Genomic DNA, 23,147 nt, shown 5'->3' with positions numbered 1-23,147 from the left:
AGAATAGACAGTTTAGCTATCTATTTGAATAAGGATAGGTTAGCAGAATATAGATATAAAAAAAAATTGCACTAAATCACACAATTGAATCTACTAATGCTCTTGAAGTACATAATCTAAGTTCTACTTTTAAAGGTCAGAGGGTACTATATTCTTTTTCCTTTAAATTTCGGAAAGGTGAAGTTTATGGAATTGTTGGCCCCAGTGGTTCTGGAAAGAGTGTTTTTTGTGAACACCTAAATGGATTGCATAGATCTGAGACAGCCAACATTTATTATGCTAGTGGAGAGAAGATTCTTTTTTTTAACTCAAAACTAAAAAATTATAAGGCTATCAGGAGAGAGGTTGGAATAGTCTTTCAACTTCCTGAGTATCAACTTTTTAAGGAAACTGTTCTTCAAGACATAATCTTTGGTCCCAAGATTCTCTTTAATCTTCAAAAGTATGAACTTCCAAGATGAGAAGAAAAAGCAAAGGCCATACTTTCAGAGTTGTCATTCCCACTTGAACTAGTTAATTCTTCTCCCTTTAAGCTATCTGGAGGTCAAAAGAGAAAAGTTACTTTAGCAGGAATACTAATTCTTGAGCCAAAGGTGATTGTTTTTGATGAACCTACTTTGGGGCTTGATCCCCAATCCACAGAGCAAGTCTTAGAGCTAGTGAAGGAGCTTAAAAAGAAAAAAGTAACTATTATCTTGGTTTCTAGTAATATGGATTTCATATTTGAAAGTACGGATACAACTCTTTTTCTGAATGAAGGAAGGTTGCAAAAAACCCAACCAACTTATTCATTCTTCAGAAATTGTCCAAAAGAATTAATTAAGCCTAAGGTAATTAGTTTTATTGAGAAGTTATCTGCCTTTAATGCTTACTTTGAAAGACTTTGAGAATATCAACCTAGAAATATATTGGAACTCGCCGAGTCTATAGATAATTTAGTCAAAAATTTTAGTTAACAGTCGTCTAACCACTAAGAGTATAGGTGGGTTAGGGGCTTCGGTTCCTTCCGCTCATCCTGTATTAAAGCTAATAGCCTTTATACTCTTAACTTTTCTAATCTTTTCCAAGATTGGAATATTACTTCATTTATTACTACTTGCTTTTACCTTATTAATTCTCTATTTTTCTGGGAGCTTTGCTTTACTGTATAAGAAATTACTTTGCTTGTATGTAGGAATATATTTATTTCTTTTTACTGTTAATTGAATATTTAATAAAAATCCTGGATTTTGGGACAAGAACTACTTGACATCTGCTTATTCAGATTTAGGATCTATCTCTCCCTTTAGCTTTAGGGGGAGACAAAATTCTTCTAGTTCTGGGAATGGCACCTCAAATATAGAAGTTGGGTGGCAACTAGGAGGGGAGGTTGTAAAGCACTGTTCAGCCAAAACAGGAACAGGATGTTGTAAGTGTGCAAAGGGATCTGGGGGCTCTGAAATCTTTTCAGCAAATAGTGTGGAAGAATTAAAGAAAGCTTGTGAGTGCGCACAGCAAAATAAAGCAGATTGTTGCAAGGATACCACTGGAATTAATTGTTGTACCTTAAAAAACCACTTAAAGGGACTTAAGACTTTTTATGTAACCAGTGCTAGTGGGAAGAAGATAGCAGGGTTTATTCCTAAGTGATATACAGTAACTCTATTTCAATTCTTATTAGCTTTCAATATGTCTAACAAGTTAGTAATGATGATTGCGTTGTCAAGTGCATTAAGTCACACTACTGACTTAACTTCATTTACTTTTGCAATAGGTCAATTAATTAGACCACTTAAGTTCTTAAAGATACCTGTTAAGGAAATTACTTTAGTTATTTCATTAGCAATAAGATTTATTCCTTCATTATTAGTCGAAACATTGAGAATAGTAAAGGCACAATCAAGTAGGGGTATTGACTTTAAGAATGGAAGATTAAGAGATAAGGCCTCTGCTTTTCTTTCTCTATTTATACCTCTATTTATTATTTCAATGATTAAGTCTAGAGAGCTTGCGAATGCAATGATTTCGAGAGCTTATCTCCCTAAAGCTGGAAGAACTAGCTATAGAACTTATTCAATTAATTACTTAAGCCTAGGTTTATTTGGAGCCACTATCGTATTTATAACTATTTGCTTTTACTTTGTATTTTCTTCTTCTTATATTTCTTGTTTTGGCCCTATAGATCCTTTGTTATTAGTAGCAACTTAAAAAAATAGGTAATTAGAACTTGAAATGTCACTTAAATGAGATGGAAAGGCTGTCAGTGGTTTTGCACTCAAGTGTGTTAGATATATTGTTAGAAAGATCTTTGCAATAATACTTTGAACCTTCTTAATAGTTATATTTATTGTTTTGGCAATAACTCAAAGCTTTTGACAAGCTGCAGGATTTGCACTCATTATTGCTATAGTCTATGCAATTAGATTCCTAAGACTTAAATTACAACACGAAAAAGAACAAAAGAAAGAGAGTCAGTCCTCTATTCCTGCAACTCCACTTAACTAATGGAAAAAGAGGAGAAGAAAACCAAGTTCGCTTTAGTTGTCGAGAAACTCTTTTTTTCTCATGTAAAGGGACAGAAGTTCATTACCAATCTCTCCCTTTCACTTCCAGAGTCTAAATACTACTGTATTGTAGGTCATAATGGATCCGGAAAGTCTACCTTTTCTAAGTTACTAACAGGATTATTGAAACCAGATTCAGGAGTAATCAAGATATTCGACAGGCCTATTTCAGAAATGAGCTATCAAAAGATTTTTTCCTATTTAGGAGTAGTCTTTCAAAATCCTGATAGCCAATTTATTACTTCTTCTATAGAGGAGGAACTGGCCTTTGGACTAGAAAACAAGAAAGTTCCTAATCCTTTTATGAAGAAAATAGTAGAAAATCTTATAGATTCCTTAGATCTACACAATTTAAGAGATAAGTCTCCAGTGAATCTTTCTGGAGGAGAGAAGCAAAAAGTTACTATAGCCTCTACTTTAGCCTTAAATCCTTCATTATTTCTATTTGATGAGTCTTGTTCCATGCTCTCTCCAGTGGAGAAGGTAGAGATAACTAAGTTAATGAAGAAGCTGGTAGTTGACTATCAAAAAACAGTTATTTCTATAACTCACGATATGGAGGAACTTTTACAGGCAGATGAGATTATTGTCTTTAAGAATGGAAAGATTGTGTCCCATTTAAAAAGCACTAAGGAGTTATTTAGTCTTCCAGCTTCTTTTTTTTCAGAATTGTCTTTAAGCCCTCCTTTTATTTCTCAATTGGAGAGAGCTTTAAGGGAAAAACATTCACTGGGATTATCTTCTAGCTCATCAGAAGAAGAACTTATAGAGAATATCTCTCAGTTAGTTAATAAGAAGTAGTAAATTTATATTTATACTTAGAAGGTTTTTTGTTTTCTAGCTATCATCATTAAGTTAAATAAGAAAACTTTTTTAGACTGTTTTAGTCTTAGATGGTCCAAGTGAGGGGCCTGAAAGAAATTATTTGTTATTCTTTCGGTTCTGTTTCTGCTCTTTTGATTGTCTGCAGCTTCTTTGTTCGCTTTACCAGTAATAACTTTCGCTTATTTCTTCACAATGGTTATTAAGAACATAATGGATATTCATGCCAATTGAAAATGGGGAAGCATACTGCCCAAGAGAAGCCCAAAGGAAGAAGATGAAATCTCAGAAAATGCAGTGATAGTAGAGGATGATGTTGTAATGAAATTTCCTCCTAAAGACAAAGATCCTAGACGTAAAAGATTTTTAAAGAGTAAAAAGAAGAAGGGTAAGGCTGTAAAGGCTGATGGAAATGACAAACCAGAAATTGAAGTTCCTCTAGCTAAAGAAGATGACAAAGAAGACAAGGATAAGGACAAAAAAGAAGAAATAAAAGACTTTGAGATCCGAGGTATAGAACAACAAAAAGCAGTTGATACTACTGAAGAAACTTCTGATAAAGATAAGAAAGATTCAGAATCTTAACTCTAGCTTTATTTAGTTTTCATTCTTTAAGAAAGACTTACCCTCTTTAAGGGTGAGTAAGCTTAGTACTTAGATAATTTCTAATGAGTAAATTGACCCAAAAAGAACTACAACTTACTGAATTAGCTCTCAAATTTCTTGACTCTAAACCAAGTCATACAGTTTTTCAACTTTCTAAAAAGCTAGTTGATAGTTGGGTTAAATCTAAGCTCTTTACCCCTTTAAAAGACAAAAATTTCTCCGAATTTAGCTATGTTCTGATTAATAACAACAAGAGATACTTACTTAGAGAATTAGAGGGCAAATACTATCTCCTTTGTTCAGAAGAAGGCATTAGTGATGATTTTTCAAAGCTAACAAAACTGTCAGAAGTTAAGAAAGTTACTCAGATTGTTAATCTGGAAAAAGCTTTAAAGGAACAAATTTCTAAGCAAGAAAGAGTGTTTAGTGGAGATAGTTCTGAGCCAATAGTGTGAGCTTGCTCTTTGCCCAGATTGTTTCATCTTTTTGAACTTAAAGAACTTCACATAAAAACACAAGAAGAAGTTAAGAATCTCTCTGATTTAAGTTGAGATGTAGAGGCTCAACTATCCAATTCTTATGGTAGAGGAGACTTTATATACCAAGAAGATTCTATAGAAAGATCTTCGCAACTAGGTAGAAAGATCAAAGTAAAAGACAAACAGATTAAAGAATCTCTAAGTCTGTCTTCTCCATTTAACTCCCCAAATGACCTTTTCTCTAGTGTTTCTATGTTTGGACCAAGAAATAGAGGAAAAGGAGATGATGCTCGGGACCAAGATGAAGATTTTTTCAATGATGAAGATAAGCAGATGTCAGAAGAAGTTAAGTCTAGTCTTATTGAGTTACTTCCGAGTCCTACTGATAACTACAAAGATGTGTTGAATAGTCTTTCTAGAGACAAAATGAGAGCAAAGTACTTTAATCCTAACTTCCCATTTTCCTCAGTTATAGAGCTAAATAATTCTCATCACTTTTGAGCCATTATTTCACCTAAATATAAAGATGTAGAGACCTTTACAACTAAGCTAAAGAGTTTCTATAGCTCTTTAAGTGCCTATGATGTAGAGAAATTGCTTATTTCTTCAGACCCAACAAATAATAAGAATGTGTGGTTACAACTTCAAGAAAACACAAACCTAAGTAGTTATGACTCTAAGAGTAGTTCCTTTAAAGACTTACTAGATAACAAATTAGAAGGGTTAAGGGCAAAGAATGAACAATTAACTACTCATTTAGGTGAACTCAGAAAAAGTCTTATAGAACAAGGTAAATATCCTGATACAGACCTTTTATACCTCCAATCAATTAGAGACAAAAAGAAGATATTAGAGGAGATAGAGAATACCTGTAAAGTTCTTAATCGTTATTCAGATAGGTTACAGCAATATTCAGAGAAACATATCGGTTTCTCCCCTAACTTCTATCTTTCTATTTTTGGTTCCAAAGCAATACTTTCTAAGTATGACTCTCTAGTCTGCAATGCTCTACTAGACCTCAATGATCAACTGAATGAGATAGTTTTCTATCAACAAGAAGTAGAAAAGCTTCTTTTTGAGAGATTAAGTACCCTTCATCAAGCTAGAAAGGCTGAGATGAAGTTAGAGTTCCTAGAACAAGAAGATAGTCTTTCTAGATTAGTTCTTTCTCAACAACAATCAGTAAGCAGAATTAATCGAGCTGAAGAATTAAGAAGACTGGAGATTCAAGGTTCCCTTGAGCTCTCTAAACATGCCATTCAAAAAGAAATTGAGGCAGAAAAGTCTAAGCTCTCCAGCTATCTTTCTAAGTTACAAAAACTAGACTATTTTCCTGATTTCGAAGAACAATCCCAACAACTTAGAAATCAGAAAGCCACTTTCAAAAAGAAAGTAGATGCATATAGAGAAGAAATCTATGGTCTGAAACTTAAAGCAGAGGCAATTGAGAGACAATACTCTTCTTTCATTACTGCCGTTAGAGAGCAAATATTGGATTTTCAAAAAGAGATTAGTGGTTACTATGCCAATCATTTAAGCCTTCTTCATAGTTCAGTCAATCAAGTCTGAGTTGATTGAGCCAATGAGGGAATTGATCATCTAGAAAAGATACTGGCTAGAAAGAAAGAGCTAATAAAAGAATTCTCTGAGATCATTGTGTTAGAGATCAAAAAGATGTACTCTACTCAAGATAGTTTGTTAGAAGAGTCAAGGGCCAGAAAGAAAGAATGAGACAGGGTCTATCAAGAAATTGTTGATGAGTTCAAAACCCTAGGATACTATCTCTCAACCCCTAAGCCTTCTGAACATCATCACAGACATCTTCCTAAGATGGATAAGTCAGTCTTTAATCTCTCTGAAGAAATTAAGAAACTAATTTACTATAGACCAAGTCTTAAATACACTAAGCCTAAAGTCAATGAGTTAATCGGGCTTTCACCCAAGATACTTAATGATGAAGATTTCTTAGTTATTGATCAAGTCTGAACTAAGCTAACCCCTATTCAAGAGTTTCAACTCAAAGAAAAAATAATGAAAGAGTCTCAAGAAAAAGATAGGGAGAGAATAGACAAGCTTATTCAAAAAGCTAAAGATGATCTTGAAAAGAAACTAAAAGAAAAAGACTACAAGTTCAAGACTTTAACTTTTGAAAGAGACTTCCCGCAAGAAGCAGATGAAGAAGAGAGATATAACAAGCTTAAAGAGTTTGAAAAAGCTAGTTTCCATAACTGAAAAGAAATACATTTCACTACTTCAGAATTAAGACACAAATTCCAAGATATGTTGACACATCTATCTAAGAAACTATTTACCTTAAAAGAAGTAGAGAAGTGAGGAGACAAGATCAATATCAGTGATCAAGGCAAGTTTGATGACTCTGATACAGTAGAAAAATTAAGTGAGTTTGATTACTTTTTTAAGACAAGTGAGAAACTTAGCTTAGTAGACTCTTGCCCCCTCACTTCTTTTAAAGAAGAGGAGACTGACTTATATGACTTAGAGGATGAAGGTTATCTCTCTATCTTGGAAGCTTTAGATGAAGACAAAACACCATCCAAGTCTAAGATGGCTACTCCTAAAAAAGGCATGATGCCTAAACTTGAGGATTGAGCTCACTTAAATCTCAAGAGATACAGAGAAGAAAAGAAGAAAGTAGACATAGTTGAGATAGAAGAGGGACTTCTATCTCTAGAGAAAGAGATTCAAACTTTGAAAAAGGCTTCTGGCAACTACAGAGATGCTTGTGAATTGGAAAGAAATAGAAGAGAGATATTATTCTCTGAAATGACTACTGATTTGGATAATCTAAAACAATATCTAGAACAAGAAGAGAATGAATTGAATCAGATATTTGCTGAAGCTTCTGATATGATAGACCTAAACTTTGAAGAGATAGATAGAAGACTAGAGGCTAGAAGAAAATTAATATCAGAACTTAAAGAGTCTAAAGATAGTATCTCCTCTAGATAATGGGAAATAGATTAGATAGAGTTACTAATAGATGATCAAAGACAGGTAATAATAGATCTAAAGCTATGAATGCTACTAAAAGAGCTTGAAACTTAAATATTCAAAAGTTTCAGTTAGTAGATGCAAAAACAGGTAAACCTATTAAAGTGAAAACTTCAGTTAAGACTGTAAGGACTTGAAGAAAACAAGGAAAGATTAAATAATTCTTATGTCTAGATATCTAGGACCTATGTACAAGAAGGCTAGACAATATGGTTTCTCTTTTTATGAAGATGGAAGAGAGTTCAGCAAAGGAAAACAAAGAGACTATCCTCCAGGCCAACATGGCACCTCAAAGTTTAAGAAGCATAGCCTCCACGGAGAACAATTGAGAGAAAAACAAAAAATTGCCTTGCTTTTCGGGCTTAGAGAAAAACAAATGAGAAGATTCTTTAAGATAGCTCAGAATATGAAAGGGGCTCTCGCTTTCAATTTTCTGTTACTTCTTGAAAGTAAATTAGACAATCTAGTATTTAGATCTGGGTTTGCAAATACTAGAAGAGGGGCTAGACAATTAGTTTCACATGGCCACATACTACTCAATGGAAAGAAAGTTGATATCCCCTCTTATATAGTTCCATTAGGTTCAACTATTGAGGTAGTTGAGAAAAGTAGAGGAATTCCAATGGTTAACTATTTCCCTGAGTTTTCTCCTTTACCTTTCTTGGAGGCAGAGGGAAGATACAAAACTATTTACAAGAGATATCCTCTTAGATCCGAGATAAATCTAGAGCTAAATGAAGTTTCAGCTACTGAGTGATACAAGAGATACAGCTAGTCTAGAGTTGCTATAAGGATAAGGAAGATAGCAGAGTTTCTCTCTGCTATTTTGACTCCTAACAATAACTTTCTTTTAGTTGATATAGGAGCTGATCTTGGCCTTTTAGGCTTAAAGCTCTTAAGAAATGAATTAATTAGTGAGGTTTGAAATGTTGAGTTAAGTAAGGTCTCATTAAAGAATTCTCAAAAGCTTTATTCAGAGAAAGGGGTAGACTTAAAAGCTAGGTTTTTTTTATCAGATGGATTCTCTGAGCTTTCTTTTGAGAATATTAGAGGTTACAAAGAGATACTTATTGTGTTAGCTGGATTAGGTTCTAAAAAGATCATTACTATACTAGAGAAATTGCCCGAAGACTGAAAGACTAAACAGTTATGACTTTGTTGTTTGCCACATGCTTACCCAAAGAAAATAAGGGAATGGTCTAGGGATAGCGAGTGAAAACTACTAAAAGAAGAAGATTTTAGTCTTAGGGAGAAAAACTACTCTATATTTCTCTTTTCCTATGGTAAGGTAATTTAGCCAATTATTGAGTCCATTTCTCTTCTCTTTTGAGCTCTATATTCTCTGTATCTCTTTCTTCTTTCTTGTCTGGTGTCATTTGGATTAGCTCAGTATAGTTGATTTTGCTTGTAAAGAGCATAGAAGTGCTTATAGAATAGGCTTTTAGCAAAAATACCATATGGAAAGAAGAATCCTAACAAGATATTTAGCAACAATAGATTTTTAACTTGTGGAGGAAAGTTAACAATTATTTGATCATTACTGTTTCTCTTCATCATTGAAAATCAGTTCAAAATAATGAACAAGTTAAGTAAGAATGTAAATCCTGTAGGACCTGCTCACAAAAGGCCTGCTTGGTTTCAATCACTCTTACCTATCCCTATCCCTAAACAACCAGCTACCAAACCTACAAAAGCAATTATTTCATAAATCCAGATATTTAATACTTTTTCTACTCCTTCCTGTAACCTGTCTCTACTGCAATAAAAGAAATCTAAAACATTTCTAATTGTTCTCTTAATGAACCTAACTGCTGTTTTACTTTGCATAGATCGTTAAAGAGTTTGAGTTCCTAGAATATATTGTTCGCTTGTGACATCATATAGAAGAAAATACACTAAGTGCGTAATCAATCTTTAATTTTAAGATGAATACCCCTTATTTTCCCTATGGTCTTGATTTTCTAAATTTTTAGTTAGTTAGAAAATAATGGAGAAACTCAAATGATTGCTTTCAGAGGAATTAAGGATATTTAATAAAGAAGAACTAGAAAAGTTATTAAGTAAAGCTGAGTTTAAATGAGAGTTTTCACCCAATAAAGATCATTTCTTTTTAATATTCGAGTATTTCAAAGAGCCAGCACCAAAAGAACTATTTGCCCTATTTAATTTCTCTTCTCAGGTTTGTACTTTAGTTGTAAGACTTAACTATCTCTATAACTCTACTTCTTTACATCGACTCTTACTAAGTTGATTTGAAACCTATGCTTCATTTGCAGAAGAAGAACAATCTAAAGCTTTTAAGGGTAGTTTTAAGGAAGTTCATTTATGTTTTGAGTTCCCTCAAGTGATATTGAAGGCTCTAAATATAGCCTACGAGAAATACTTTCAGAAATATCTCTCTAATCTTCAAGCCTTCTTAGAGTTTGTATTTGAACAAAAACAGATATATCTTTCTATAGCTAAGGTTGAACAAGTTCCTTTAGTACCATCTACTTCTCCTTCAAACTATGTACCTGAAGAACTATTAAGAACTAGTAGCGCCTCTTCTTTGATCCCAACTCCATCTCCCATTCTCTCTGGCTCTATAAAAACCTTAGATTCAAGAGGTAAAGGTACATTCAAGCTCTATTTCTTTCAAGAAGTAGAGAACTATAACTTTAGAGGCCAAAAGATGTACAAGGTTGGTTTCACTAATTTCACTGAACATTATTTATTAGCTTTAGGTAGACTTTCTTCTCCAGAGGAAAAAGAAAAAAGCTTAAAGATACTAAAAGTAGGAAATTGATTCGAGATAGAGTTCCAATTAGATGAAAAGTCTCTCTCTAACTCTAAGACTCTATCAAACTATGATGGTTGGTTATTGAACTGCTCAGAGGTTGATTTCCCTGAAGGCCTTAAGTTAATTGATAACTCCCCAAAGAAAGCTTTCTCTTTGAATGTATACACCAAATACTCTAGTTTTGATGGACTATTCAGCTCTGAGCAATGAGCTGAATTGGCTAAATCATTAGGTCATGAAGTGATTGCATTCACAGACTTCAATAATGTACATGTTTTTCCGGAAGCAGAGAAGAGTGCAAAGAAGTATGGTCTTAAACCTTTGTATGGTTCCGAAATAGAAGTTGTTCCTGAGAACTTAAAGATTCTTTCCAATCTTCACTTATTGGAACCGAATAGTGCAGTTGTCTACTCTATCTTTGACCTAGAAACCACAGGACTAAATCCCTTATTTGACGAAATAATAGAAATCTACATAGTTAAGTACAGCAATGGAATCATCATGGATCACTATCACAGCTATCTTAAATGTGAAAAGAAATTAAGTAGTGAAATTATTGACTTAACTCATATCACAGATGAAAAGCTGGATTTATTAGGTAGAGACAAGATACAGGTCTTAAAAGAAGTTAAAGAGTATGTTTCTGGAACTATCTTGATGGCTCACAATGGACTTGAGTTTGACCTACCATTCTTAAATGCTCAATATAAGAAGGCTAAGCTAGAACCAATTCAAGCTCCTTTATTAGACACTATCCTACTCGCTAAAGCTTTAGAGGGTGAAAAGAAGTCTAAGTCTTATTCTCTCTTTGCTTTATCTAAAAAGATGTCTTTCAATGTAGTCGAAAGAGAGCTTCACTCTGCAGAATACGACACTCAATGCTTATTAAGACTCTGAAAACAATGAGAAAAACAACTCTATGAATTCTCCATAGATCCATATGTATATGAACAGCTAGATGGTATCAATACTCTCTTTAACTCAAAGAAGATGTTGAGAAATTACTTTGGTTCTAATGTGATTTTCTTCGCTAAGAATCAAGAGGGAATAAGGTCACTCTATGAGTTAATCTCAAAAGCCCACATAGATTGCTTTGTAGATAAACCCCAACTTGACTGGGAGTCTATTCAAGAAAAGAGAAAAGACTTAATTCTTATCTCTTCACCTACCAATAGTGTTATGTTAGATGCACTCTTTAAAGACGACTATGAACTCTTTTTAGAAGAAGGAAAAAAACTAGACTATTTGAGCTTACCTCCGCCTTCTCATTTCCTACATGAGATTCATAGAAAAAGATATACCTTAGAGGAAATTCAAGGCCTACTTAAGAAGTTCTATAGATGGTCTAAGGAATGCAATTTTAAGGTTATGGCTAACTATTGTTTGAAGTTCAAATGATACGAGGAGATAGAACAATACAAAGTCATAGTACATGCCAAGAATATAGGCGGGAAAAGACATCCTCTTTTCTCTTCTAAGTTCAGTAATGATGTTTTGCCAGACCTTTCATTTAGAACCACTGAAAGATTCATTAAAGAATTTGAGTTTCTAGGACTAACTGAAGAGCAAACAGAGGAACTATTTTTCAAGTACAGAGAAGAGATAGTTGACTCTATTTCCTCGGATATCAAGATACATATTTCTACTCTTTCTTTACCTAAGATTGATGGGGCTTTTGAAAACATAAAAAACTATGTTAATCGCAAATTAAGTAATAAATATGGACCAAAACCCAATTCATATCTAGTAGCTACCTTAAATAGGGAATTACAAGGTATTCAGGAGAATGGTTATGAAACTGTTTATTGGTGTGCACACCTATTAGTTCAAAGGTCTAAGTCAGAAGGTTTCTTGGTCGGCTCTCGAGGTTCTGTGGGCTCTTCCTTCTTAGCTTATGTGCTGGAGATTAGTGAGGTTAACCCACTACCACCTCACTATTATTGCAGTAAATGTTCTTATTTCTTACTTAAGGAAAATACCAAGGAATCTGGATTTGACCTACCCAAGAGAAAATGTCCCAATTGCAACTTGGAGCTACATAAAGATGGACAACACATTCCTTTCGAAACTTTCCTAGGGCTAGAAAGGAAGAAGGTACCAGATATAGACCTAAACTTCTCTGGTCAATATCAACAGAAAGCACACAACTTTCTTAGAGAGTTATTTGGGAGAGACAATACCTTTAGAGCGGGAACTATCTCTGCTGTCGCTGAGAAAACGGCCTTCGCTTTAGCTAGAAATTATTTATTAGATAATGAGATCGAGTTCAATAAAGGAAAGTTACACTGACTCTCTAGTAGACTCACAGATATCAAGAGAACTACCGGACAACACCCCGGAGGAATAATAGTTATTCCTAAAGGAGACAGTATCTATAACTATACACCCGTTAACTATCCAGCTAATGACACTACAAGTGATTGATTAACTACTCACTTTGAAAAAGATGCACTCAAAGATTCACTCTTTAAGTTCGACATACTAGGGCAAGATGATCCAACTATGTTAGCTTTACTTTCCAAACTAACAAATCAGAACTTAGACACAATTAGCTACAATGACAAGAAGATTCTCAAGATGTTTAGTGATATCTCTGTATTAGAGATACCAAGCGACAAACTAGAGCTAATAGGTGAGACTGTTGGAACTCTAGGATTACCTGAGTTTGGTACCGAAAAAACTAGAGAAATAGTTAAAGCTTGTAGAGAGAAACTAAATCACTTTTCAGACTTAATAAGAATCTCAGGCATTAGCCATGGAAAGAATGTCTGAAAAAACAATATAGATAGATTGATCTCTAACCATCAACTAAATCTAAGTGAGGTAATTACCTGTAGAGACGATATTATGAACTACTTGTTAGATAAAAAAATAGGTATTGATATAGCTTTTAGAATAGCTGAAAGTGTTAGAAATGGTAGAGGAATTCCTCAAGAGCACTTAAAACTTCTAAAGGACTTTAAAGTACCTGAGTGATATATTGCTTGTGCCAACAAGATCACATATATCTTTCCAAAGGCACATGCAACTGCATATGTCTTAATGTGTTGAAAAATAGCTTACTTTAAGCTTTACTATCCGGTAGAGTTCTATGCAGCTTACTTCACTATTACCAATAAGCACTTTGATATTGAGTCTCTAATTACTAATGATTTACTAGAGATCAAGAGGAAATATCAAGAATACAAGATAAGAGTTAAGAGTAAGTCTAGTAAGGAGAATGCAGAGAAATCTAAGTATCTAGTAATGATCTATGAGGTTGCACTGGAAATGATTTCAAGAGGAATTAAGTTCAGAATGGTTCAACTGAATGAGTCTTTAGCCTCAACTTTTAAACCGGATAGAATCAATAGAACTATCTTGCTTCCCTTTTCTTGTATCTTAGGATTGGGGGCAATTACCGCCTCTCAACTAGAAGAAGAAAGGGAGAAAAATGGCGCCTACAAAGACAGAGCAGATTTAGAGTCTAGAGTGAAATTGAATATAAATATCTTGAAATTGTTTGAGAATTTAGAGATAATTGGTCCTAAAGTTATTTAGAGTCTGAAAGTATTTGATCTAGTTGCTCAAAGAGATTAAAGACACTAGGAAATACTATTTTTAACTCATAACTTTTAACTTTTTCTAGGTCAGTTATTGAGAATCTTTTAGCTCTCTTCAGTTCCAATAGCTTTAAGAGTTCAGGATAACTTAAGAGTATAAATCTAGAATCATTGTCACAGAAGTGAATAAGAAGAAAGGCTAAACCCCCACAAGAATCAATTCTCTTTAGTTGCTCTAGTTGATGGTCTTTAACTAGAGATAAAGCAAATACTGGCTTTTGAGTTTCTTTTAGCTCAAAGGAGAAATACCTTCCTTTATAAACACCATAGAAGTCTAGGTCTCCTTTGGAACAAACTCTCATTGAATAGGTGTCTCCCTCATTTTCAAATAGATTAGAGTGTCTCTGTGCCTTCTTTGATAGGTGAATGTATTCTGGATGAGATTTCCTTAAATAAGCTATGTTATTTTGGATATAGTATTCAGCTGTGTTGGACATAATTTTCTCAACAAAAGACCCTAGATTGTTTTTGAGTTGATACATTCTCTTAATTCATTAATAAGTAGAAATGGACAAAAAGAATAAATGTTTTATTCTCTGAGCTTAGTGAAGACTCATAGCTTAGAGCTTCTAGAGGCTCAGTTAAGTTCTATTTCTTCTCTACTAGGTAGAATTGGGGAGTCTGGATGTAATTGGAATAAAGGAGGGATGGTCTCCCCTATATCAGGTATCTTGATGGAATAAGAATATTTCCTTTTTCAATCCTCTATTAGTTCATCTTCTAGGGATTGAAAGGTAATAATGAGTAATTTACCACCAACTTCTAGTATCTCTTTAACTTTCTCTAGAGTGTGTCTTAGATTCTCTAGTTCATTATTGGCCTCTATTCTAAGAGCTTGAAATAATAACTTAATTTGGTTCTTGTTGTATCTGTTTTTTTGAAAGACTTTGTTATTAGTGAGTATTGCTTTTAGTTGTTCTATGCTGGTAATAGGTTCTTTTTTTCTTTCTCTGAGAATAGCTTGTGTGAGCTCTTTATATTCTCTGAGATTCCCATAGTGTTTAAATATTCAGTTGAGTTTGTGTTCAGAGTATTCATTGAGAATTTCATAGACACTCTTTCCATCTAATCCATATCTAAGCTCTAGAGAAGAAGAGCTAGAGTTGTAGCTAAAAGATCTTTTAGGATCTTGTAGTTGAGCCGTAGAGAAACCTAGGTCAAAGAGTACTCCAGAAGCTTTTGGAAGCTTTTGTTTTACTCAGTAGTTATAAAGTGAGCTGTAGTTAAGGTTTTGGAAACGAAATCTTGAGTCTTCTTGAGAGAGTTGTAGGCCATCTTCAGAACAATCAGGGTCTATGTCTATTCCCAAAAGAGAAGCTGCGGGGGACAAAAGATTAAGTAAAGCTTTTGAGTGACCTCCTTGTCCAAAAGTACAGTCTATATAGAAGCCTGTTGGAGAGTTAAGCCAGTGTTGACAGACTTCTTTCTTGAGTACAGGAAAGTGAGTGGGTTTTTGTGTCAAGTCTTAAGTATCTCCCCAGCCCATTTAAGGGCAGGAGAGAGACTAATTAAAGATCTTCGTTTTTATAGTCTTTAGGCATTTGTTGGGATTTTCAGCTCTCAAACATTTCTTTGGTTCAAATCTCTATATAGTCTCCAGTACCAACAAAGTAAAGATAGTTATCTTGTTGAACAAGCATAGTCAATAGATCTTCTGGAAGGCACATTCTCGACTTTGCATCAATATCTATCGTTCTAGCGCTACCAATAAACATTCTCTTAACTTGTTGTTTTTCTTGTTCAGAGGCACATGATTCGATTTTGGAGTTAGCGTATCACTGAAAGAAACCAACAGTTCATACAACTAAACAACCTACATTAGTGTTTTTTGTGACAATGACTTTATCTCTAAGAATATGTCTTCAAGGAATAGGGATAGCTATTCTGTTTTTGTTATCCATTCTTTCAACATAAGTACCTGAAAAGAAGTATCTATATACAACGTTTTTGGTATTTAGAGGGGCCTCGTCTTTTTTTGTCTTGAACATTTAAACTAGGACAGCTTCTTTACTTCAGTAACTTCCAGAAGAGTGTGTTTAGCTCTGAAACCCATTCTCTTTCTATGTCTCTTTTGAGAAATTAAGTGTAAGATATGAAGTTTCTTATGTTTTATTTGTTTAACTACTTTGCACTTAACTTCTAGGTTAGGAATATAAGGCTTGCCTATTTCTTCTTTGTAAAGCAATACATTAGAGAAACTAAGTTCATCTCCTGAGTCAGTGTTCTTTATAAAGTCTGAGATGATCTTGTCTCCTATATTACAGAGATATTGTTTGTTTTTGATTTCAAAGCATAACTCCATCTTCTTGCTCATTAACTAGTTTTGTTCATCTTGTGGATAGTCAATTTGTAGAGTTTCAAAAGTTTGACTGTCATATTCATTTAGTTGTTTTAGGGTTTCTATATCTTTTTCATCTAATTTAATTTTTTTAGCTTTAATGATCTCTCCTATTTCGTCTTCTGAACTAGGTACCACAACAGGAACTATTTCTAAATTTAGTAGATAAGCAACTAATAAGGTCTTAAGAGAAACATTGTATTTCTTAGCCATATCTTGCAACACAGGATTTTGTGAATTCTTTTCATAGTTACCGAAAGGAGTGTGTCCTTGTATTTCAATATTGTGTTGTCTGCAATATGCAATTCTGTCTCATCTCATATTGTTAACAGAACATTCAAACTGAATAACATCTGGCAGTGTTCCAGTTAACTTATGAAATCATTCAATTACATCCTTATCAAAGTTACATAGACCTATTCTCTTTGCTAAAGCATTATTCTTGCAGGAAATTAATTGTTTGTAGGCAGAAAGATTTAGTTCCATATTATTTGAAGGTCTATGAAGGAAGTATGTATGTATTACTGTATCAACACCTATCTTGCTTAGGGAGAACTTAAGAGACTTAATAATCCCTCCAGAGAATTGAGAAGGTCACACTTTTGATTGAAAATAGGGAAGAAACTCAAACTTTTGTTCTGATCTTTTTAAACCTCTAAGCGCTAGTCCAATAATAGCTTCATTTCCATACTTTCAACCACAATCAACAAAGTCATAGTTGTGATCATTTGCCGCTTTTAGATATGGAGATAGTATCTCAATGATTCTCAGAGATTCGGTACCAAATCCAATCTTGGGAGTGAATTTCACTTGTTCTGAAGACATTATCTCTTAGTGAATTGTGGAGATCTTCTAGCTTTGTATTTACCTATCTTTTTTCTTTCCTTCATTCTGTGGTCCTGTGTTAATAGGTTAGCTCTCTTTAGTGAAGTTCTAATTTCTGGGTAGTATTTTAGAAGCGCTCTTGCGATAGCTAGCACAATCGCTTGAGCCTGCGCGCTAACCCCTCCTCCTTTAGGAAAAGCCTTTACAGAGTATTTTTCTTCTAAAGCTCTTGAGGGAAGAAAGGAGAAAGGGCTTAAAAGAATAGGAGTTAAGTATTCATCTTTGAAGTAGTCAACTGGATTACTTACTCTGTATTCTCCATCTTTTTTGGTGTAGATTAAGAGTTTGTGTTCTTGATTCTCACTTTTTGGGAGCGTGGTGAGAATGATATTTACCCTACTCTTTTTTCTTTTGGAGAAAGCTCTTATTTCTGTAACCATGTAACTAATCTATTGAGATTACTTTTTAATAAAAAACAAACAAAAAACCAATATAGATTTTATTTTTAAGAATTACTAAACTTATAAATTTATCTTTTGGTTTGCAAGTTTAGCTTGCTTAAAGAGCTATTTTCATATTAGCTTGAAAGTAAATTTAGCAATTAAAAGATTAATCTGCTAAAATAAGCTTTGAACTTTTTTCAAAGAATTAACTTAAATGGTTAGTATGACTGAAACTGAAAACACCAACCTACCAGTAACTAATAATTCTCTTCCTCTATTAATTTCTAGAAATATAGTTATCTTCCCTAACTCTAAGAACATTATTGAGGTTGGTAGAGAGTGTTCTATAGCTTCCATTAACTATGCTCTCACTCAACACAAAGGAGAGATAGTAGTAATTGCTCAGAAAGACTACGATGTAGATTTCCCTCTTCCATCGGATTTATATAGGATTGGTACGCTCTCAAAGGTGAGCATTCTTAAGCAACATAAAGATGGTTCTATAACAGCTAAGGTAGATGGGATTCAAAGAGTACAAATTTCTGATCCTAAGGTAATTAGATGTACTGGGTTTGAACATGTGGGTCCTATGTGATTTGCAGACTATGAGTTCGTTAAGGAAAAGAACACCTCCTTCGTAAAGAACAAAAAGGACCTAGAACAACTAATTAAGTACTTTGAAGAACTATTTGATGTACAAGGCAAAGACTATGAAGATATCAAGAAACTCTTTTCTATAGAGAGAGTAGAGAACTCTAGTAAAGATTCTTGTGTAGAGCTCATAGATAAGTTATGTAGTATCTGACCTCAAAATGAAAGGGATGGAGTAGATTTGAAACAAAAATGATTAGAAGAGCTAAATCTCTCAAAGAGAATTACCTTAATGCTTGATTATGAATACCTAACAGAGGCAGAAAAAGATGAGATCAATAGTTCTATTTCAAAGAAGGTAAATAGAAACATCTCTAGGCAACAAAGAGAGTTCTATCTTAGAGAAAGAATAAAGGTAATTAGAGAAGAGTTAGGAGAAGGTCTTTCTAGAGATGGAGAGCTAAAGAAATTCAAGGATTGAATAAAGATGGTGGATGCCCCTCACAATGTTAAAGAAAGAGTTAAAGAGGAATTAAAGAAGTTAGAGTACACTAGTGTCATTTCAACTAATGAGAGCTTGATTATTCACTCTTATCTAAATTGGTTAGTTGCTTTACCTTGAGAAAGAAGCTCTAAAGACCAAAAGACTATTTCAAAGGTTAAGAAAGAGTTAGATAAGAATCACCATGGTTTAGATAAGCCCAAGGAAAGAATACTTGAGTTTGTTGCTGTTCAGAAGAAAACAAAGAATCTACAAGGAACAATTATCTGTCTTTCTGGACCTCCAGGAGTAGGTAAAACCTCATTAGCTCAATCAATAGCTAAAGGTCTTAATAGGGAGTGTGTAAAGATCTCTCTTGGAGGTTTGAGCGATGAAGCTGAGATTAGAGGGCATAGAAAAACCTATGTTGGAGCTATGCCAGGAAGAATCATTAAAGGATTGAAACAAGCAAAGGTAAATAATCCTGTATTCATACTAGATGAGATTGACAAGATAGTAAGTAGCAGTCATGGGGATCCTATATCAGCTTTACTAGAAGTACTAGATCCTAAGCAAAACCATCAATTTGTAGATAACTATATAGAAGAAGAAGTAGATCTTTCAAAGGTTATGTTTATAGCTACAGCCAATTATGAAGACAATATACCTGAAGCATTATTAGATAGATTAGAGATCATTAAGTTATCTTCTTACACTGAAAGAGAAAAACTAGAAATTGCTAAGAATGGTTTAATAGCTGAAGTGCTAGAAGAGCATGGGTTAAAAGACACAGAACTAACCTTCACTGATGAGGCAGTTACCTACATCATTCAGAGATACACCAGAGAGGCTGGGGTGAGAGCGTTGAAACAATCTTTATCTCAAATAGCTAGAAAGTTTATTCAAAAACAAGAACTAGATAAAGACTTTGTATCTTTGAATGTTGATGTAGAAATAGTTAGGGAGTATCTTTCCAAAGAGAAGTATGAACATACAGTTAAAGATGAATTATCTATACCTGGAGTGGTTAATGGAATGGCCTATACAGATTATGGAGGAGATCTTCTTCCAGTAGAGATAAATTACTACTCTGGAAAAGGCAATTTAATTCTTACTGGTAACTTAAGAGATACTATGAAAGAGTCTGCTAACGTTGCACTTTCTTACATTAAGGCAAATGAAAGTGAATTTAAGTTAAACGATACTAAATGATCAGATATAGACATTAACTTACATGTGCCAACTGGAGGGATACCGAAAGATGGTCCTTCAGCTGGGATTACTATCACTACAGCTATGTTGTCAGCCTTTAGAAAGGTACCTATTCCTAGCAATATAGCTATGACTGGAGAGATGACTCTTAGAGGTAAGGTATTGCCTATAGGAGGATTAAGAGAAAAGGTTATCTCTGCTGTTAGAGGAGGAGTAGATACTATCTTCTATCCTAAAGAGAGTGAAAGACACTTGGATGATATTCCTAAAGAAATACTTGAAAAGATTAGACTAAGACCTATTAGACACTATTCAGAACTGTATAAAGAGTTGTTTTCTAATAAATAGTTAAGATATTTAAGGTTTAACTTTTAAAGTCAAGAGTTAGTTTTGTTTCTTCCTAAGCTGTTGATGGCAGGAGGGGCTGTGTGTGTTGGTTGTGGGCTTCCTGTAGCTTATGAGTTAATGAAGGGGAAGAAAGTAGATCGTGGCACATTTGTGTTTGAAGGGGCAGGGCAAGTTTCTCTTCCCATTCTTACTTGCAAGAGCGTTGGCTCTAATGTTATTGATGTGTCTTTGATTTACAAGTTAGGGGCTGATGGAAAGAAAGAACTACATTGGAAAGGATTTGATCAACAAAGACAGACAGATGTTGGTTTAGAAGACATTATTACAGCAAGAGATTCATCATGAGAACTATCCATTTTTCCTGTATCAAAGAAAGTAAGAATAGCTCCATTAAGTGGAGGGATGGGTGAAGACAACTATGATGATCAGAATCTATTTTGTAATGAAGATGTATTGGAAGTAACAAAGGAGGCAGATAAACATTTTGATAAAGGATTTAACAAGATTAAGTTAACTTTGGATAACTGTAAGGAGATATCGGGAAAAGAAGAATGTGAGATAAATATCTCTAAGGAAGTTGGATTAGGATGAAAGCCTAACTTTAAACCTAAAGCAATCTTCTTAATTTAGATCTTTTGTGAGTACTTAGGTAAAGAGTTGTAGAGTAGTTAATTCAAAAATAAAATTTAGGTAATTCTTTTCAGCAACTAGGAAACCAGTAAATGGTTTCTAAGTTATTTGCTTTTTCTTCATCTGTGGCTGTAACTGCTATTGCGGGGGGGGCATAGGAACTGGTTACATAATATCTAGATTTACTGATCCTTCTTGAGATTTTAAAAGTACTTTTAGAAAAAAAGTTAGTGATGGTGAGTGAGTTTGTGGCTTAACGGCAAATAAACAAGGAACAGACATATGAATCTGTAATTTATGAGTATCTTTAGCTAGTATTACTTCTTCTAGTAGCTCTAGCAATGAAAAATTAGTTGAATTTCCTCAAGAAATAATAGATAAAGATACTAGTAGAAAAATTTATATAACTGATAAAGATACAAAGAAATTGTGGTATATGGCTGGTAATTCAGGACCTTTAGGTCTTTTGAAATTGACTAAGTCAAGTGATTCTAAGCCTGAGATTACATTCTGTAAGAAAAAAGGAACATCTGAATGTGTGGGTCAATTGCCTTGCGGAACTGGAACCACTTGTAATCTAGTAGTTAAAAAGATGACTGGAAGTGAGATGACTAAAGATAAATACAAAACCTCTTTATGAAAAATAGGTTATTTGAGATAGTAATTATTTAGGAACTAGATTCTTTTAATCCAACTGAATCCGCGATTTCTATATCACATTCTCTTCTACCTCCCGCATTACTACATTTACTTAGCTTGAACCTCACTTTTGCAACAGCTTCTTGTCACATATCCGTACTTCCAAATTTAGGCTTTTCAACTTCAAACCAGCCCTTATCACAAGTCCCCTGTTCATCGTCGCGACCACCCCAATCCAATCCACTATGAATAGTCTGCGCCTTAGTCGTCCCTGTATCTTTAAAAACAATCAATTGTCAAAGGTGCGTTCTCTTTTCCCCATCACCCCCTTCCTCTTCGTAAGTCTCATCAAAATCAACTCTCTCCCCGCCAGCATAACCTAAGCCTTTTAAATAGAGATCATCTTTCTCTCCATCACTAGGAGCTTCATCTTGCACACCACTCTTAAAGGCTAGAAGAGATGGATTTTTCAAATTAAATAAATTAAATTTCCCCGCTCGCGATTTCTATATCACACTCTACTCTTCCTTTCGTTTTAGTACAATTATCAGCGAGTTTGAACTTGATTTTTGAAGCACTCCTTACTCATTTCTTCCCCTCTCAGGTCTCCCGCCCATAAGTTGGCTGTGTAACTTTAAAGACGTTCTGCGGGTCACAATTAAATGTTTCTGCTTCCCCTCAACCTGTTGAAGCTTCACCTAGGTCAATTATTTCGGTCTCACCATTTTCAATGACACTCAATTGTCATTTGTTAGTACCCCCTACCCCGAATTCAACTTTCTCATCCCAATTAACTTCAGCCCCAGTCTTAGTACTTAGGCCTTTTAAATAGAGATCATTTTGTGCTATCCCTGACCACTCACTCTTAAAGGCTAGAGAAGACTAGTATCTTTTAATTAGTAAATTTTTTACTTCCGAGATTTCTATATCACATCGTCGTCTTCCTCCAGCGTTCCCACAATTAGTGAGCTTGAACTTAATTGAATTAACAGCTTTTTCTCATTGATCAGCTCCCCCAAATCATCCCTCTTCTCCATTCTCTTCAAATATTCCTTTCCTATCACAGTTAATTTTGTCATCAGGAGCATTCATTCCATCCCCTCCACCAAGCTCACCTAACTTAAAATTTCCGGACTCATAAACTGTCAATTGTCAACGAAGCTCACCTCTCCCAGAGCCGTGCCCCGCCCAAACAATCTTTTCATCAAAATCAATTGCCTTGCCCTCGGAATCATAACCTTCACCTCTTAAATAGAGATCTTGCACTTCTCCCTCCTTAGGTTCTCCTTCCCCCACACCACTCTTAAAGGCTTAAGAAAGAGATTTTCTTCTTCAAAATAAATTTTTCTTTCGCGATTTTTATCTCACATTCTTTTCTACCTTTTGCTATATCAGTACAGTTTGCCAGCTTAAAAGTAACCTTTGAAACAGCTTTTTCTCAATCCCCTTCCCCTTCATAAGTAGGTTTCTCAACTATAAATCAGTCCTTACCACACTCAATGTCGTCATCACCATAATCTATCCCCTCACCACCACTAAGTTCACCAAGCCTAGTTGTTCCGGATTTAAATACCTTTAACTGTCAACGATTTTCACCTCCACTTCTGTGACCTCTCCCAAGAATTGTCTCCTCAAAATTAACAGACTCATTACCAACATAACCTCGGCCCTTTAAATAGAGATCATCAGATGCTATCCCAGCTTTCACATCACTCTTAAAGGATAGGGAGGGATGAATCTCTAGAATAAATCTTTTCTCGCCCTCGATTTCTATATCACATTGTCGTCTTCCTTTTG

The 23,147-nt window shown here is 34.4% G+C and carries 24 protein-coding genes; 13 read left to right on the top strand and 11 right to left on the bottom strand.

What is annotated here, in order from left to right; translation table 4 throughout:
- Window positions 1-65 precede the first annotated feature (65 nt).
- From DNK47_RS00915 to DNK47_RS00875, 9 genes are all read left to right on the top strand, one after another.
- Complete coding sequence (locus tag DNK47_RS00915) at window positions 66-956, top strand: ATP-binding cassette domain-containing protein (protein WP_309250883.1); 891 nt, start codon at window positions 66-68, stop codon at window positions 954-956.
- Between the two features lie 208 nt (window positions 957-1,164).
- The gene (locus DNK47_RS00910) at window positions 1,165-2,187 is read left to right on the top strand and encodes an energy-coupling factor transporter transmembrane component T (protein WP_258393881.1); all 1,023 of its coding nucleotides are present in this window, start codon (window positions 1,165-1,167) and stop codon (window positions 2,185-2,187) included.
- 24 nt (window positions 2,188-2,211) lie between these two features.
- Complete coding sequence (locus tag DNK47_RS00905) at window positions 2,212-2,484, top strand: hypothetical protein (protein WP_112665092.1); 273 nt, start codon at window positions 2,212-2,214, stop codon at window positions 2,482-2,484.
- Entirely contained in the window at window positions 2,484-3,344 is an 861-nt protein-coding gene (locus tag DNK47_RS00900; protein WP_112665090.1) for an ATP-binding cassette domain-containing protein, read from the top strand. The genes DNK47_RS00905 and DNK47_RS00900 overlap by 1 nt, the downstream gene beginning before the upstream one ends.
- A gap of 159 nt (window positions 3,345-3,503) precedes the next feature.
- On the top strand, window positions 3,504-3,950 hold the full coding sequence (locus tag DNK47_RS00895; protein ID WP_146737507.1) for a hypothetical protein: 447 nt from the start codon (window positions 3,504-3,506) through the stop codon (window positions 3,948-3,950).
- A gap of 83 nt (window positions 3,951-4,033) precedes the next feature.
- The gene (locus DNK47_RS00890; RefSeq protein ID WP_112665086.1) at window positions 4,034-7,420 is read left to right on the top strand and encodes a hypothetical protein; all 3,387 of its coding nucleotides are present in this window, start codon (window positions 4,034-4,036) and stop codon (window positions 7,418-7,420) included.
- A complete protein-coding gene (locus DNK47_RS00885; RefSeq protein WP_112665084.1) occupies window positions 7,420-7,623 on the top strand; it encodes a large ribosomal subunit protein bL28 in 204 nt (67 codons plus the stop codon). The genes DNK47_RS00890 and DNK47_RS00885 overlap by 1 nt, the downstream gene beginning before the upstream one ends.
- Window positions 7,624-7,628: 5 nt before the next feature.
- Window positions 7,629-8,237, top strand: a complete 609-nt coding sequence (gene rpsD, locus DNK47_RS00880) for a 30S ribosomal protein S4 (protein ID WP_112665082.1) — start codon at window positions 7,629-7,631, stop codon at window positions 8,235-8,237.
- Window positions 8,238-8,288: 51 nt separating this feature from the next.
- Window positions 8,289-8,759 (top strand): tRNA (adenine(22)-N(1))-methyltransferase TrmK, encoded by a 471-nt coding sequence (locus DNK47_RS00875; RefSeq protein ID WP_181454139.1) that lies wholly within the window; start codon window positions 8,289-8,291, stop codon window positions 8,757-8,759.
- Here DNK47_RS00875 and DNK47_RS00870 read toward each other — a convergent pair.
- On the bottom strand, window positions 8,756-9,289 hold the full coding sequence (locus tag DNK47_RS00870) for a hypothetical protein (protein ID WP_112665078.1): 534 nt from the start codon (window positions 9,287-9,289) through the stop codon (window positions 8,756-8,758). The two genes, DNK47_RS00875 and DNK47_RS00870, sit on opposite strands and share 4 nt — an antisense overlap.
- 160 nt (window positions 9,290-9,449) lie before the next feature.
- Between DNK47_RS00870 and DNK47_RS00865 the strand changes: the two genes are divergently transcribed.
- Window positions 9,450-13,781: a PolC-type DNA polymerase III gene (locus tag DNK47_RS00865; RefSeq protein WP_112665076.1), complete on the top strand. Its 4,332-nt coding sequence runs from the start codon at window positions 9,450-9,452 to the stop codon at window positions 13,779-13,781.
- Here DNK47_RS00865 and DNK47_RS00860 read toward each other — a convergent pair.
- The 6 genes from DNK47_RS00860 to rpsI are packed head-to-tail and all read right to left on the bottom strand — an operon-like array spanning window position 13,774 to window position 17,446.
- Window positions 13,774-14,325 (bottom strand): Holliday junction resolvase RecU, encoded by a 552-nt coding sequence (locus DNK47_RS00860; protein ID WP_110555193.1) that lies wholly within the window; start codon window positions 14,323-14,325, stop codon window positions 13,774-13,776. The genes DNK47_RS00865 and DNK47_RS00860 overlap by 8 nt on opposite strands.
- 47 nt (window positions 14,326-14,372) lie before the next feature.
- Entirely contained in the window at window positions 14,373-15,305 is a 933-nt protein-coding gene (gene rsmH / locus DNK47_RS00855; protein WP_112665074.1) for a 16S rRNA (cytosine(1402)-N(4))-methyltransferase RsmH, read from the bottom strand.
- Between the two features lie 46 nt (window positions 15,306-15,351).
- Window positions 15,352-15,831: a division/cell wall cluster transcriptional repressor MraZ gene (locus DNK47_RS00850; RefSeq protein WP_112665072.1), complete on the bottom strand. Its 480-nt coding sequence runs from the start codon at window positions 15,829-15,831 to the stop codon at window positions 15,352-15,354.
- Between the two features lie 5 nt (window positions 15,832-15,836).
- Window positions 15,837-16,157 carry a 50S ribosomal protein L21 gene (rplU, locus tag DNK47_RS00845; RefSeq protein ID WP_220033418.1) on the bottom strand — a complete coding sequence of 107 codons (321 nt, stop codon included), beginning with the start codon at window positions 16,155-16,157 and terminating at the stop codon, window positions 15,837-15,839.
- Between the two features lie 3 nt (window positions 16,158-16,160).
- Window positions 16,161-17,006 (bottom strand): aldo/keto reductase, encoded by an 846-nt coding sequence (locus DNK47_RS00840; protein ID WP_112665070.1) that lies wholly within the window; start codon window positions 17,004-17,006, stop codon window positions 16,161-16,163.
- Window positions 17,006-17,446, bottom strand: coding sequence for a 30S ribosomal protein S9 (gene rpsI, locus DNK47_RS00835; protein ID WP_112665068.1), 441 nt, complete (start codon window positions 17,444-17,446; stop codon window positions 17,006-17,008). Before rpsI ends, DNK47_RS00840 begins: the two co-directional genes overlap by 1 nt.
- A 217-nt stretch (window positions 17,447-17,663) precedes the next feature.
- Between rpsI and lon the strand changes: the two genes are divergently transcribed.
- The 3 genes from lon to DNK47_RS00820 all read left to right on the top strand — a co-directional run bounded on the left by lon (window position 17,664) and on the right by DNK47_RS00820 (window position 21,372).
- Window positions 17,664-20,081, top strand: a complete 2,418-nt coding sequence (gene lon / locus DNK47_RS00830) for an endopeptidase La (protein WP_258393880.1) — start codon at window positions 17,664-17,666, stop codon at window positions 20,079-20,081.
- A gap of 42 nt (window positions 20,082-20,123) precedes the next feature.
- Window positions 20,124-20,711, top strand: a complete 588-nt coding sequence (locus DNK47_RS00825; RefSeq protein ID WP_146737506.1) for a hypothetical protein — start codon at window positions 20,124-20,126, stop codon at window positions 20,709-20,711.
- A 436-nt stretch (window positions 20,712-21,147) separates the two neighbouring features.
- Complete coding sequence (locus DNK47_RS00820) at window positions 21,148-21,372, top strand: hypothetical protein (protein ID WP_112665062.1); 225 nt, start codon at window positions 21,148-21,150, stop codon at window positions 21,370-21,372.
- A gap of 7 nt (window positions 21,373-21,379) precedes the next feature.
- Here DNK47_RS00820 and DNK47_RS00815 read toward each other — a convergent pair whose 3' ends face one another.
- The 4 genes from DNK47_RS00815 to DNK47_RS03420 form a co-directional block, all read right to left on the bottom strand.
- A complete protein-coding gene (locus tag DNK47_RS00815; RefSeq protein WP_112665060.1) occupies window positions 21,380-21,823 on the bottom strand; it encodes a hypothetical protein in 444 nt (147 codons plus the stop codon).
- Window positions 21,824-21,833: 10 nt separating this feature from the next.
- Entirely contained in the window at window positions 21,834-22,091 is a 258-nt protein-coding gene (locus DNK47_RS00810; RefSeq protein ID WP_112665058.1) for a hypothetical protein, read from the bottom strand.
- A 141-nt stretch (window positions 22,092-22,232) separates the two neighbouring features.
- Complete coding sequence (locus DNK47_RS00805; protein WP_112665056.1) at window positions 22,233-22,646, bottom strand: hypothetical protein; 414 nt, start codon at window positions 22,644-22,646, stop codon at window positions 22,233-22,235.
- A 7-nt stretch (window positions 22,647-22,653) separates the two neighbouring features.
- The coding region (locus DNK47_RS03420; protein WP_181454137.1) for a hypothetical protein at window positions 22,654-23,147 on the bottom strand (494 nt) is incomplete at its 5' end.

The sequence above is a fragment of the Mycoplasma wenyonii genome, assembly GCF_003265155.1.
GTDB lineage: Bacteria > Bacillota_I > Bacilli_A > Mycoplasmatales > Mycoplasmoidaceae > Eperythrozoon_A > Eperythrozoon_A wenyonii_C.
The sequence above is the reverse complement of the archived record's forward strand: the minus strand, read 5'-3'. Positions and strand labels throughout refer to the sequence as shown.